The sequence below is a fragment of the Pelorhabdus rhamnosifermentans genome (genome assembly GCF_018835585.1).
Classification (GTDB): domain Bacteria; phylum Bacillota; class Negativicutes; order UMGS1260; family UMGS1260; genus Pelorhabdus; species Pelorhabdus rhamnosifermentans.
Genome location: NZ_JAHGVE010000007.1, coordinates 65,735 through 78,901 on the forward strand (window position 1 = coordinate 65,735; position 13,167 = coordinate 78,901).

At 43.4% G+C, this 13,167-nt stretch carries 14 protein-coding genes; all 14 read left to right on the top strand.

Annotated elements, in window-relative coordinates; translation table 11 throughout:
- The first annotated feature begins 7 nt into the window (after positions 1-7).
- The 14 genes from xseA (at position 8) to Ga0466249_RS10065 (ending at position 13,155) form a co-directional block, all read left to right on the top strand.
- Positions 8-1,222 carry an exodeoxyribonuclease VII large subunit gene (xseA, locus tag Ga0466249_RS10000; RefSeq protein WP_215829311.1) on the top strand — a complete coding sequence of 405 codons (1,215 nt, stop codon included), beginning with the start codon at positions 8-10 and terminating at the stop codon, positions 1,220-1,222.
- Positions 1,212-1,454: an exodeoxyribonuclease VII small subunit gene (gene xseB, locus Ga0466249_RS10005; RefSeq protein ID WP_215829312.1), complete on the top strand. Its 243-nt coding sequence runs from the start codon at positions 1,212-1,214 to the stop codon at positions 1,452-1,454. The genes xseA and xseB overlap by 11 nt, the downstream gene beginning before the upstream one ends.
- Entirely contained in the window at positions 1,448-2,326 is an 879-nt protein-coding gene (locus Ga0466249_RS10010; RefSeq protein ID WP_215829313.1) for a polyprenyl synthetase family protein, read from the top strand. The genes xseB and Ga0466249_RS10010 overlap by 7 nt, the downstream gene beginning before the upstream one ends.
- Before the next feature lie 10 nt (positions 2,327-2,336).
- Positions 2,337-2,795: a divergent PAP2 family protein gene (locus Ga0466249_RS10015; RefSeq protein ID WP_215829314.1), complete on the top strand. Its 459-nt coding sequence runs from the start codon at positions 2,337-2,339 to the stop codon at positions 2,793-2,795.
- Positions 2,796-2,863: 68 nt separating this feature from the next.
- Positions 2,864-4,753: a 1-deoxy-D-xylulose-5-phosphate synthase gene (dxs, locus tag Ga0466249_RS10020; RefSeq protein ID WP_215829315.1), complete on the top strand. Its 1,890-nt coding sequence runs from the start codon at positions 2,864-2,866 to the stop codon at positions 4,751-4,753.
- Positions 4,753-5,586 carry a TlyA family RNA methyltransferase gene (locus Ga0466249_RS10025; RefSeq protein WP_215829483.1) on the top strand — a complete coding sequence of 278 codons (834 nt, stop codon included), beginning with the start codon at positions 4,753-4,755 and terminating at the stop codon, positions 5,584-5,586. The genes dxs and Ga0466249_RS10025 overlap by 1 nt, the downstream gene beginning before the upstream one ends.
- A complete protein-coding gene (locus Ga0466249_RS10030) occupies positions 5,580-6,443 on the top strand; it encodes an NAD(+)/NADH kinase (RefSeq protein WP_215829316.1) in 864 nt (287 codons plus the stop codon). Before Ga0466249_RS10025 ends, Ga0466249_RS10030 begins: the two co-directional genes overlap by 7 nt.
- Positions 6,444-6,488: 45 nt before the next feature.
- Positions 6,489-6,944, top strand: a complete 456-nt coding sequence (gene argR / locus Ga0466249_RS10035; RefSeq protein ID WP_215829317.1) for an arginine repressor — start codon at positions 6,489-6,491, stop codon at positions 6,942-6,944.
- Between the two features lie 41 nt (positions 6,945-6,985).
- Positions 6,986-8,683: a DNA repair protein RecN gene (gene recN / locus Ga0466249_RS10040; protein WP_215829318.1), complete on the top strand. Its 1,698-nt coding sequence runs from the start codon at positions 6,986-6,988 to the stop codon at positions 8,681-8,683.
- A gap of 159 nt (positions 8,684-8,842) precedes the next feature.
- The gene (spoIVB, locus tag Ga0466249_RS10045; protein ID WP_312889749.1) at positions 8,843-10,219 is read left to right on the top strand and encodes a SpoIVB peptidase; all 1,377 of its coding nucleotides are present in this window, start codon (positions 8,843-8,845) and stop codon (positions 10,217-10,219) included.
- Between the two features lie 250 nt (positions 10,220-10,469).
- A complete protein-coding gene (locus Ga0466249_RS10050) occupies positions 10,470-10,994 on the top strand; it encodes a hypothetical protein (RefSeq protein WP_215829320.1) in 525 nt (174 codons plus the stop codon).
- 136 nt (positions 10,995-11,130) lie between these two features.
- Positions 11,131-11,667 carry a hypothetical protein gene (locus Ga0466249_RS10055; protein WP_215829321.1) on the top strand — a complete coding sequence of 179 codons (537 nt, stop codon included), beginning with the start codon at positions 11,131-11,133 and terminating at the stop codon, positions 11,665-11,667.
- Between the two features lie 118 nt (positions 11,668-11,785).
- Complete coding sequence (locus Ga0466249_RS10060; RefSeq protein ID WP_215829322.1) at positions 11,786-12,526, top strand: TonB family protein; 741 nt, start codon at positions 11,786-11,788, stop codon at positions 12,524-12,526.
- Positions 12,527-12,564: 38 nt separating this feature from the next.
- Entirely contained in the window at positions 12,565-13,155 is a 591-nt protein-coding gene (locus Ga0466249_RS10065) for a MotA/TolQ/ExbB proton channel family protein (protein WP_215829323.1), read from the top strand.
- Positions 13,156-13,167 lie beyond the last annotated feature (12 nt).

Genomic DNA, 13,167 nt, shown 5'->3' on the forward strand with positions numbered 1-13,167 from the left:
GTAACTCATGGGCATACTTTCTGTTGCTGAAGCAACACGATATATTAAACAGCTTTTTGACCAAGATCTAATTCTTAGCGCCTTACTTGTGCGCGGTGAAATATCGAATTTTAAGCATCCTGCATCAGGACATTGCTATTTTACACTGAAAGATGCGCAGGCCACCATTCGCTCTGTTATGTTTCGGAGTAAGGCGCAATATTTAAAATTCATGCCTCGTGACGGCATGAAGGTGATTGTACGTGGGCGTATCCAAGTCTTTGAACGCGACGGGCAGTATCAGCTTTATGCTGATCAAATTGTTCCGGAGGGTGTCGGTGAACTGAGCTTGGCTTATGAACAATTAAAAGAAAAACTCAGTCAAGAAGGCTTGTTTGATGAGAGCCGAAAAAAGCGACTGCCACTCTTGCCCAAGGCGGTCGGGATTATTACATCATCAACAGGAGCAGCTTTGCGTGATATTGTAACGGTTTCTAAACGACGTTATAAGGGCATTCCACTTGTGCTTTATCCAGTGGCAGTACAAGGCATCGAATCAGCGCCGCAACTTGTTCAGGCCATTCGTGATTTTAATCATTATGGCAAGGTGGATGTGTTAATTATGGGGCGAGGCGGGGGCTCATTAGAAGAATTATGGTCTTTTAATGATGAACGGGTTATTCGCGCCATGAGTGAATCGATCCTTCCTATTGTATCCGCTGTCGGACATCAAACAGATTTTACTCTTGCTGATTTTGCCTCTGATGTTCGGGCGGCGACTCCTTCCCAGGCTGCTGAAATTGTTGTGCCTGATGTCAATGAACTTTTGCGTCATATCCGTTCATTAGAAGACAGGCTGAAAGTGCAGATGTTTAATCAACTGCGTGTTCTTCGTTTACGGGTAGAAGCTTGCCAGAAAGCCCGGATTATGCGCGAACCTCAGGAGCTTTTTGTGAGGCAGCAGCAAATCCTCGATGACTACCAAGAAAAATTGGTGCAGGTTATTAAGCAAAAAATAGCTGATAACAGGCAGCGCCAGTTGTTACTGAGTGAAAAGCTTGCCATGCTGAGTCCCTTGGCTGTGTTAGGGCGTGGCTATAGTATTGTGCGCCGCAAAGATGGACAAGTTATAACAAGAGCGAATCAGGTAGCTCCTGGGGATGAACTCACGCTGTTATTAGCTGAAGGAAACTTGACGGTACAAGTAATTCAGAGGGGAAAGGAGCCCTACCATGAAAAATAATGTATCTTTTGAAGAGGCCCTTGATAAATTAGAATTGATCGTAAAAGAGTTGGAACGCGGTGAACTTTCCCTTGAAGAATCCTTAGAGGGGTTTGCCGAAGGCATGAAACTTTCCAAGGTCTGTTTAACTCAATTGGATCAAGCTGAAAAAAAGGTGGACAAAATTATTCAATCCCAGCAAGGGAAGATTGTGGAGAAACAGTTGACACTGTTGGAGGAAGATAAATGTTAAAACAATATATTGCTGAAAAGGCTGATTTAATTGATCAAGCCTTAGAAGAAGCTTTGCCTGCTAATACTGGCTGTGATGCTGTTCTTATTGAAGCCATGCGTTATAGCTTATTTGCTGGCGGAAAACGCCTGCGTCCGATTTTGCTTATGGCAGCAGCTGATGCTGTCGGAAGCAAGGGAGAGCGTTTTACTTCAGTGGCTTGTGCACTTGAGATGATTCATACCTATTCACTCATTCATGATGATTTGCCTGCTATGGATAATGATGATTACCGGCGGGGAAAACCAACGAATCATAAAGTGTATGGTGATGCGTTGGCTTTGCTTGCCGGTGATGGCCTTCTCACGCAGGCCTTTGTGACATTGCTGTCACAAAGGGGCGTTGATAAAGGGATTCTTTGCATAGTTGTTAAGGAGATTGCTGAAGCAGCAGGACCTTATGGCATGGTTAGTGGACAAGTCGTAGATCTCTTAAGTGAAAATAAACAGATTGACAGTGATACCCTAAAATATATGCATCAACAAAAGACAGGGGCCATGTTTCGGGCTGCTGTTCGTTCAGGCGCTTGGTTAGCTGGTGCTAGTGAACGGCAACTTACGGCTTTAACAGAGTATGCCAAACAGTTTGGCTTGGCTTTTCAAATTACGGATGATGTACTTGATGTCATTGGCAGCAGTGATAAAATCGGTAAGCCTATCGGCAGTGATGAACGCAATCATAAATCAACGTATGTATCACTTTATACTTTGGAAGGCGCGCAGAAATTAGCCCGGCACTCTGTTGAACAGGCTACTTGCGCTCTGGAAATTTTCGGAGAGGAAGCACAAATTTTGCGTCAGCTTGTACAGTATCTGTTAGCAAGAGAAAGTTGAGGGGACGACTGTGGGAAATCTCTTGGTGGACTTAATGCATAATGTGGTATTAATGACAGCACTTGTGGCTTGGCTTATTGCACAGGTGCTTAAGACCATTACATCGATGTGGAAAGACAAAGCATTTAATGCCAAAAGGTTAGTTGGTGCCGGTGGTATGCCCAGTTCTCATACGGCGCTCGTTGTTTCGCTGGCGTCTGCCGCTGGCTATCATGACGGATTTGATTCGCCGCTTTTTGCTGTCGCTGTTGTGCTAGCGTCCATTGTTATGTATGATGCGGCAGGAGTTAGGCAGGCTGCCGGAAAGCAGGCCAAGGTCATTAATGAACTTGTGAGAGAATTAACTGTTGAACATATTGTTAAAGATACGCGGCTGAAAGAATTATTGGGTCATACACCACTGGAAGTTTTAGCAGGGGCTGTACTGGGGATTACGATTGCTTATTCCTTCCATCATCTCTATCGATAAAAGGAAGACTTCCTGCCTGTTTGGCCTTTGTTGTATGATTTTAGTTTTTGGGAAAGAGGAGAATTTGTTTGAATAAGATATTAGATCAGATTGCTCAGCCGGGAGATTTAAATAAACTTTCATTACCACAGTTAACCAAGCTTGCTGGAGAAATTCGCGAACTTGTTGTTCAGACAATTTCTGAGACCGGTGGTCATTTAGCACCCAATTTGGGTGTCGTGGAGCTTACCCTTGCTCTCCATAAGGTATTTAACAGTCCCTATGATAAGATTGTTTGGGATGTAGGTCATCAGTGCTATATTCATAAAATTTTAACGGGTCGAAAAGATGCTTTTCGAACCATTCGTACCTTGGGCGGGATCAGTGGATTTCCGAAACGCTCAGAAAGTGAACATGATAGTTATGGCACGGGTCATTCCAGTACTTCCATTTCGGCGGCTTTAGGAATGGCTTTTGCCCGTGACATCAAAAAAGAAAAACATGCTGTTTTGGCGGTTATTGGTGACGGATCGCTTACAGGCGGAATGGCCTATGAGGCCCTCAATAATGCGGGAAATGCCAAGACATCGCTGACTGTGATTCTAAATGACAATGAAATGTCCATTGCAAAAAATGTAGGTGCTATGTCTGAGTATTTAGCGCAGGTCCGATCGACTCCAGCTTATACGAAAGTAAAACGAGATGTGGAATATTTGTTACGTTCCATTCCTTCTATTGGCGACAGATTAGCTGATACAGTGGAACGCGTCAAGGATAGTTTGAAATATCTTGTAGTTCCAGGCATGTTGTTTGAAGAACTTGGGTTTACCTATATGGGACCTATCGATGGTCATAATTTAAATTCTCTTATTGAAGTATTGCAACAGAGCAAAAATATTGCAGGCCCCGTATTGATTCACGTCATTACTCATAAAGGTAAAGGATATTTGCCAGCCGAACGTAGCGCTGCTAAATTTCACGGTGTCGGTCCCTTTTGTATCGAAACAGGTGAAATAAAAAGCTCTGGCGGGTCTAAAAGTTATACAAATGTTTTTGGCGACACCCTTGTGGAATTGGCGAAAAAAAATTCGGAAATTGTTGCGATTACAGCCGCTATGCCTGACGGTACAGGACTGAATAAATTTTCTAAAGCCTTTCCTAAACGTTTTTTTGACGTAGGCATTGCCGAACAACATGCCATTACGATGGCAGGCGGCATGGCGACGCAGGGTTTAAAGCCTGTTGTTGCCATTTATTCGACGTTTCTTCAACGCGGCTATGATCTCATACTTCATGATTTGTGTCTGCAAAAATTGCCTGTTGTCCTAGCCATTGACCGAGCAGGCCTTGTTGGTGAAGATGGTCCGACGCATCATGGCGTTTTTGATTTATCTTTCTTGCGACATATACCCAATTTGATGATTATGGCACCGAAAGATGAAAATGAACTTAGGCATATGCTCAAAACGGCGCTTGATTATAACAATGGACCTGTTGCCATTCGTTATCCGCGTGGCTGCGGTCTTGGCGTTCCCATGGAAGAACCTGTTCATGTGCTTGAAATTGGCTGTAGTGAAGAACTGAAAATTGGGAAGCAAGTGACCTTTTTGGCTGTGGGTACGATGGTTGATCCTTGCCGGGAGGCTACTGAACTATTAGCTGAGCAGGGAATTAGTGCCGGTGTGGTGAATATGCGTTTTATAAAGCCTCTTGATGGCCGAATGATTCGTAAGGCTGCTAAAGAGGTAGGAATCATTGTGACTGTGGAAGAAAATATTTTAGCAGGGGGATTTGGTTCAGCTGTGCTCGAATATATTGATGAGCAGCACTTGAATTGGGTCAAGGTTCTTCGGCTAGGTCTGCCTGATCAATTTATTGAACAGGGGGCACGGAATAAACTATTACAAAAATATCAATTAGACAGCAGGGGGATTGCAAGTCAAGTTATGACTTACCTGCAGAAATTTGGAGTAAAATGATGGCGAAAGAACGGCTTGATTTATTTTTAGTCAAAAACGAATTTTTTCCTAGTCGTGAGCGGGCCCGCAGTGCAATTATGGAGGGGCGCGTACTTGTGAATGGTCAAAAAATTGATAAAGCAGGTACTCTTGTCTCGTTAGATATTAAGGTAACACTTTGTGGACATGATTTAGAATTTGTCAGTCGCGGTGGGTTAAAATTGAAAAAGGCTCTGGCAACTTTTTCGATTGACCTTTCAAATAAAACGATGATTGATATAGGGGCATCGACAGGTGGTTTTACTGATTGCGCCCTTAAAAATGGGGCGGCGCGAGTTTTTGCCATTGATGTTGGCTATGGACAGCTGGCTTGGTCACTGCGAACAGATGACCGTGTTGTGAATATGGAGCGAACGAATATCCGTAAGGTTACTCTTAACGATATTGGCACTGCTGTCGATTTTATTTCTATTGATGTGGCTTTTATTTCACTTGATAAGGTATTGCCTGTGGCGACAACCTTATTAAAAACTGAGGGAGAACTAGTAGCGCTGATTAAACCGCAATTTGAAGCTGGACGAGAAAAAATCGGTAAAAAAGGCGTTGTAAAAGATGCGAAAGTTCACCAGGAGGTTATTCAAAAAGTCATGGATGATGCAACGGATGCAGGCTTTTTTTCTTGGGGACTAACCTTCTCTCCTGTGAAAGGTCCTGAGGGGAATATTGAATATTTGTTATATCTAAAAAAAATACCGCCTGCTGAGTCTTTGCTTATGGACAAACAAACGATTCATCAGTTAGTCGCTGCAGCACATGATCAGCTGACGAGGCGAGCGGAGGATATCTCGTGTTAACAGTGGGGTTATTTCCAAATTTAAAAAAGGCACAAGTTGACGCAGTGTTACATAAAATAGTAAGCTATCTTACGGAACGTGGTGTACAAGCTATTATTCCCTGTGAGACAGCAGAAATTATGCAATTTTCTAATATGGTTTGCAGCACTGTTCCTTTAGATAAGATTGATGTTGCGTTATCCCTTGGCGGTGATGGCACCTTTATGAATATTGCGCGGAACATTGCCGCTAAAAAGATTCCAGTTTGTGGTGTCAATCTGGGCAAATTGGGCTTTTTAACGGAAGTGGAGCTTAGTGAGATAGAGGATGCTCTTGATAGTCTCATTGCTGGGAAATATAACATTGAAGAGCGACTCATGCTTGAGACCACAGTCGAACGGTTAGATGACTCGATACCGAGTACACTCGCGCTTAATGATATGGTTATTACGAAAAATGGTTATTCACGCATGATTAGACTGAATCTTTTTGTCAATAATGTTTATACAGCTACTTATCCGGCCGATGGTCTGATTATTGCTACTCCTACAGGTGCAACGGCCTACTCGCTTTCGGCTGGCGGACCTTTTGTTGCACCAAGTGCTAAGGTTATGGTTGTGACATCTATTTGTTCCCATACACTTCATTCACGATCACTTGTTGTATCTGAGGAGGATATTATTACGATTACGATCGATGATACAAGTGCCGATGTTGTCCTTAGCGCCGATGGGCAAGCGGCTGTGAATCTTACGCCAAAAGATAAAATTATGATTCGTAAGGCGCCTGACAGTGCGCGGTTTATCCGATTTTACGGCAAAAGCTATTTTGATATTTTGCGCAATAAATTATATCGCGGCGATTTTTATAATCAGTGAAAGTTTGCCTAAGATATGAGATCAAAAAGATAAGGAGTGAGGGTTTTGAAGGGATTGCGCCACACTAAAATTAAAAATATCGTTGAAAGTCATGTTGTGGAGACCCAAGAAGATTTAGCTGATGCGCTGCGACAAGAAGGTATTGAAGTGACGCAAGCAACAGTTTCGCGTGATATTAAAGAACTCATGCTGATTAAGGTACCTACAGGCGATGGACACTATCGCTATGCTTTTCCAGCTGAGAAAAATACGCCTTTTTCACAATCACGCATGGAACGAACCTTTCAGGATTCCATTACTTCCATTGATTTCAGTGAAAATATTGTTGTACTGAGGACAATGCCGGGGACGGCGCAATCTGTAGCTTATAATATTGATTATGTGCGTTGGCCCGAGGTACTTGGCACCGTTGCGGGTGATGATACGATTTTTATCATTGTGAAGCCTATTGAAGCGGTGCCCAAAGTGATTGCTAAATTTAAGGCACTTATTCAGGCCTAGTTTCTGTACAACCATTGCATAGGTAGGGAGAGAGATTTGCAATGCTAAAGTCATTAACTGTTACGAATTTTGCATTAATTGAGCAGGCGTCCATTGAATTTACTGCGGGACTTAATGTGTTGACAGGTGAGACAGGTGCAGGTAAATCCATTTTAATTGACGCATTTACAATCGTGCTAGGGGCACGTGCTTCTAGTGAATCCATTCGCCATGGAACAGACTTTTATCGTGTAGAGGCGCTATTTAGTTTGGATGAGAACGAGCAGCAAATTTTTGATTTGCTTGAAGAACAGGGCATTGGTATCGAAGAGGGTGAACTGATTATTTGTCGTCGCCTAAACCGCAATGGAAAAAGTGTAATTGTCGTGAACAATTGCCATGTAACTTTGCAACTGCTACGGAAAATTGGCAGCTTGTTAGTGGATATGCATGGTCAACATGAAAATCAGGTACTATTAAACCCTGAGGCTTATTTAGGTATTGTCGATGATCGAAGTCCGGAGATTGCCTGTCAGCTTGATGAATATCGGCAGTGTTTTGATGAATGGCAACATCAGAAAAGGGAAATCGAAAAAATTCGTACTGCGGCTGCGCAGCGTGAACAACGGCTGGATATGCTAACATGGCAAACGCAAGAAATCAAAAATGCTGCGCTAGTCAGGGGGGAAGAAGAAGAACTGGAGAAAAAGATTTCCCGTCTGGCTAATAGTGAGAAAATATCGCAGTCTGTTATAGCAGCTTATGAATTTTTAAATCACCATAGCAAGGGCAATAATGGAATTTTAGCTGCTTTAGTTGAAGTCAAAAAAAGTCTGGAAACAATATCCCGTTATGATGAATCGCTGGCTGATAAAACGGCGGTTGTGACAGATGTAATTTATCAGTTAGAAGAAATTAGCACCTGCTTGCGTGATTATGGCGACGCACTTGAGTATGATCCCCAGTTGTTAAATAAGTTGCAGCAGCGTATGGATGTGATTTATAAATTAAGAAAAAAATATGGTTCATCGATTGAAGAAATTCTTGATTATTATGAACAAGCACAAAATGAGCTGTCAGTGCTTGAAAATGCGGATTTTCACCTTGAACAGCTCACGAAGAAACGAGTAGAGCAAGAACAGAAATTGACGGCTTTCGCTCATTCCCTTAGTGAACTTCGCCAGCAAGCTGCATGTAAGCTCGGGACAGAAGTGACAAGCCATCTCAAAGACTTAAGTATGCCGAATGCACAGTTTGTTGTTACATGTAAACAAGGTTCGCATTTTACAGCGCAGGGGCGTGATGAAGTGGCCTTTTTATTTTCTGCGAACAAGGGTGAAGTGAAGATGCCCTTAATGAAAGTTGCGTCAGGCGGAGAATTATCGCGCTTGGCGTTAGCTATTAAAACGGTTTGCTCCGATCATGATGCAGTAAGTACTTTGGTATTTGATGAAATCGATAGTGGCATTGGTGGGCAAACTGGACAGGCTGTGGCGGAGAAAATTGCGCAGATTGCAAGGTACAAACAGGTGCTTTGTATTACGCATTTGCCGCAAATTGCAGCTGTAGCGGATCGGCATATTTATATTGAAAAACATGCTAAGGAAGATCGAACAGTGACAACGATCACTTCGCTGGATGATGAAGAGCGAGTGATGGAATTAACGCGCATGATTGCCGGGTGTGATGTAACGGAGACGGCTGTCGAAAATGCTCGACAAATGATTCGTTTTGCAAAGATAAAAAAAGAAAAATGGTAAAATATCGCGTGAGCATGAGCTTGCGCGATATTTTTAACTAATTTAGTCTAATTTCAATTTCCAAGTGAATAAATGGGATTTATGGCGGAATAATCCCCTCCTTTTCAGGGAATGTTTTAAACAGAAGTGAATGTTTAAAAATGACCTTTTGGAAAGGATGTGATTTTATTTTTGAAAAATAGGCGACGAGCGATTACGGGAGTCATTCTGATTCTTTTCATATGCATATTTTGCTGTTCACCTCAGTTCCAAAGTGTTTATAAAATGCCACCCAATATGCGGGTCCTTGAAGGAGAACAAACGTCAATTGATGTTGACTTTCCCCTGGCTGTTGCAGTGAATCAAGACAATTCGGATGAAAGTGTCTTGAGAACTCATGAGCCTCTCTATTCTTGGTCCCATCCGGTAAATTTGCAAACGGTGAAGTTAGGTCAAGCAACGATTCAATTTTCTTTACTTGGACTGATTCCATTGCGTACCGTTCATGTGGATGTATTACCAACACTCAAGCTTGTTCCTGGTGGGCATTCCATTGGTGTTGTTCTACATTCGCAAGGCGTGATTGTTGTCGGTCATTCTCCTATTTTGACAGCGGAGGGAAAATATGAAACACCAGCTAAAGACAATGGCTTATTAGTAGGCGATGTCATTGTGAGTTTAAATGGCACGCCAGTCCAAAGTGATTCACAAGTTGCCGAGATGATTGATCAGAGTGGAAAGGACGGAAAGAGTGTCGATTTACTTGTTAAACGGGGCGATTCGAGGATTCATTTATCCGTACAACCTGTGCTCTGTACCGATACGAAACGATACCGCATTGGATTGTTTGTCAGGGATAGTGCGGCTGGAGTGGGTACGTTGACTTATTATGACCCTGTTTCAAAGAATTATGGCGCTTTAGGTCATATTATTACCGATAATGATACAAATCAACCGATTGACTGTGAACAAGGAAAAATTGTTGCAGCAACTGTTTCTGGTATTCAGCAGGGACGTCGCGGTCAACCGGGTGAGAAAATCGGCGTATTCATTGATGAAGATAAATTATTAGGCACCATTCAAAAAAATACAAATTTCGGTATTGACGGTACTTTGGCTGAAGATTTGGGCAACCCGCTTTATCCTGATGCAATACCTGTGGGGTCCATGAGTCAGGTTCAATTGGGGAGTGCGGAAATGCTGACCGTTGTTGATGGACAAAAGATTGAAAAATTCTCCATTGAAATTCAAAAAATTAACATTCAAGATGTTCCTGAAGGCAAAGGATTAGTGATAAAAGTAACGGATGACAGGTTGCTCGAAAAAACGGGGGGCATTGTTCAGGGGATGAGCGGCAGCCCGATTTTACAAAATGGGAAAATTATTGGTGCTGTCACGCATGTCTTTGTTCATGATCCTACAAAAGGTTATGGGTGTTTTATTGACTGGATGTTGATGGAAGGCGGATTGATTCCCAAGCGGGAACAGCAAACAGCCAGAAGACTCTTCACGGGAGTTTTTGACGAACCGCAGGAAAGTGACCTTGAAGCCTCATAAATGCTGTGTTCTTGACTTGTCAAGAACATGGCTCTTTTGTTTGGCCCAGCTTCCAACGATGCGATACGACGAATAAAATGCTATGTTAAGAGAATGTTAATTATTGGTTAAAACAAGTTGGGCACATTGATTTTTATTGGTTGATACTGTAAAATGAACTTGTGTCGTGGAGTGTACTACATCAATTTTTTTTGTAGAAAAAATATTTCTCATATGTAATATTTTTATACAGAAATAAAGGAGTGGTATTTTGAAGCTCACGAATATAAAATTTATGATTTTGCAGATTATCTGTGAACGATCGGAGGTTTCTGATTATGAAATCAAACAATTAGTAGCGCAACGAAATTCTTTGATAAGAAAACAGAATAGTGAAGAATGGTCTGACACTGCCTTCGTTGATGTTGATCTGAAAGAATTAAAGAAAAAAGAACTTGTCAAATCCGATCTTCTGCTCAGAAGATTTGCCATAACCGAGCAAGGCAAGAAATTATTGCAGCAGGAGATCCTGGCGGCGCTAACTTTTTCCAGGGAAAGGGATGACCGGTTTGATTTAGCTGTGGTAGCCATCCCCTTGGTGGCCTTAGAAAAAGTTGAAGTGGCACTGGAGAAAAGAAAAAAGCTTCTGGCGGAGGCTGCGGAACACATCCATACTTTGTTTGAATCTCAAAGCAGGACCGAACGGTTCTTTGATTTGCATTCAGTGTCTCGGCACCCGCTGTTAGTTATTAAACACGAAATTGAATTTATAGATGTTTTATTACAAGAATTATAAATTCTGATATAAGTACGGCAGCAAGTAGCGCTTTGCTCGTTGTGTTGCAAGATGAGAGAATTCTTACAACATCTTTTTTTTAGGTATAATATTACTCATATGTAATATTTCTTTTAAGCAATAAAGGAATGATGCTATGAATCTTAGTGAAGTTGAACTGTTGATTTTGCAAATCATTTGCGAAGGAGTAACAATCTCCGGTTATGAAATGGACCAATTGGTAAAAGATCGGGGTTACAAGGAATGTACTGCCAGCGAGACTGTTTTTGTGGGTGCTGCTCTGAATAAATTAATGAACAGGCAACTGGTAACTTTCGCGACGGACGCAGCAGGGACAACATGCGATCCGCTACTTAGAAAAGTTGCCATAACTCATGAGGGTAAGACAATATTGCGACAGGAGATCCTGGCGGCTCTCTCCTCTTCCAGGGAAAGAGATGTCCGGTTTGATTTAGCTGTGGCGGCCATTCCATTTCTGGCCAGGGAAGCGGTGATAGCTGCTCTGGAGCAAAGGAAAAAATTTTTGCTGGAGATTGCGGAACACATCCAGGTCCTATTTGAATCGCAAGGCGGGAAAAAGTTGCCCCTTCATTTACAGGCGTTATTCAATCATCCGCTATTATTCATTCAACACGAACTTGATTTTATGGATGTTTTGATACAGAAATTGTAAGGACTGCCCTGTATGGTAAGTTGTTCTACCAAGGTTGTTTTGCTGGTCCCGCCGACACGTGGCAAGGATGTCGACTGTTGGCGCTAATTTAAAGTATAGAGAGTGGAGGTGAACACCCATGAAATTATTGAGTAATAGCATCTATGGAAGATCGACCGTAACTGCCATACTTGTTCATAGTGCGTTGCTTGTAGCTGTTATTTTGATGCCGCTGTCTCCGCCCGTTAATTCGGCGCGGAATGTTACAACTGTCGAGATTGTTCCTGTCCCCGAACAGCAACAAGACGTTATTCCTCCCAAAGAAGAGATCCCGCCACTGCCGGATCAGACGCCGATCCCGCAAGATCAGCCGCAGACGCCTCAACAGGCAGCGGCACCGGCGCCGGCGGCCAATCAGTCTTCGCTGGCGCCGGTGCCGACCGCCCTGCCAGGAGAATCAGGCCCGAGTTCAGTGGCCTTGCAGTCCGGGACCGGAACAGCAATGCCAACATTCACCGGTATTCCGACCGGGCCGGCCGATAGTATCGGGACTGGTTATGGCAAGGGAACGGCACCGGAACCGCCGCGCCATGTATCATCCCCTGTCGCGGCAAAACTTCTTTCCGGTCCCAAGCCAAGTTATCCGATGGCTGCCAGGGAAGCAGGCTGGGAGGGAACTGTCATCGTGAGAATCCGCATTAATACCGACGGATCTTCCACAGTGCTATCCACACCTCATAGCGGTCGTGCTGATATTGACGAGGCTACGACGGCTGCTGCGGCTGCCCGGGAGTATTCACCGAGTTTAGACGCCGACGGTACGCCTGTTACAACAGAAAGAAATGTAAAAATCAAGTTCGATCTTTCGGAAGCCGATTAAAAATTTATAACTAAGAAAATAAGCGAGGATGATCAATTATGTTGGATATGATTAAAGGGGGATGGGTCATGCTTCCCTTGATGGCATGCTCACTCATTGCATTAACGATTGTTATTGAACGTTTTTTCTATTTTCGGCGCATCGGCAACAAAGTGGGGGTGGCCGAAGAGGTGCTGAAGTTAGTTGATAGCGGACGTATTAACGACGGACTGAAGCTGTCCAACAGCTCAGTTTTGCCGCTGGTGAAGGTGATGTCGGCTGGCATTGCCCACAGTTACGATCCGGCCAAAGCCATGGCGGCGGCGGGAATTAACGAGCTTTCTGTTATGAGGCGGGGAATGTCGGCGCTTGATACCATTATTACCATGGCCCCGCTCCTCGGATTGTTGGGAACCATCCTTGGGATGATGAACTCCTTCCAGGTTATGGCCATGGTTGACAGCGGTGGATCGCCTAACGCAGTAACAGGCGGTGTGGCGGAAGCACTTATCGCCACAGCTACAGGCATCACCATAGCAGTACTGACCTTGATACCTTACAATTACTTTTCGGCTCGCATTGAGCGGGAAAGTGAAACGATCGAACATTATGCGACTGAATTAGAGATGGCGCTAGTTAAACAAGATTAGGGGGCGATGACG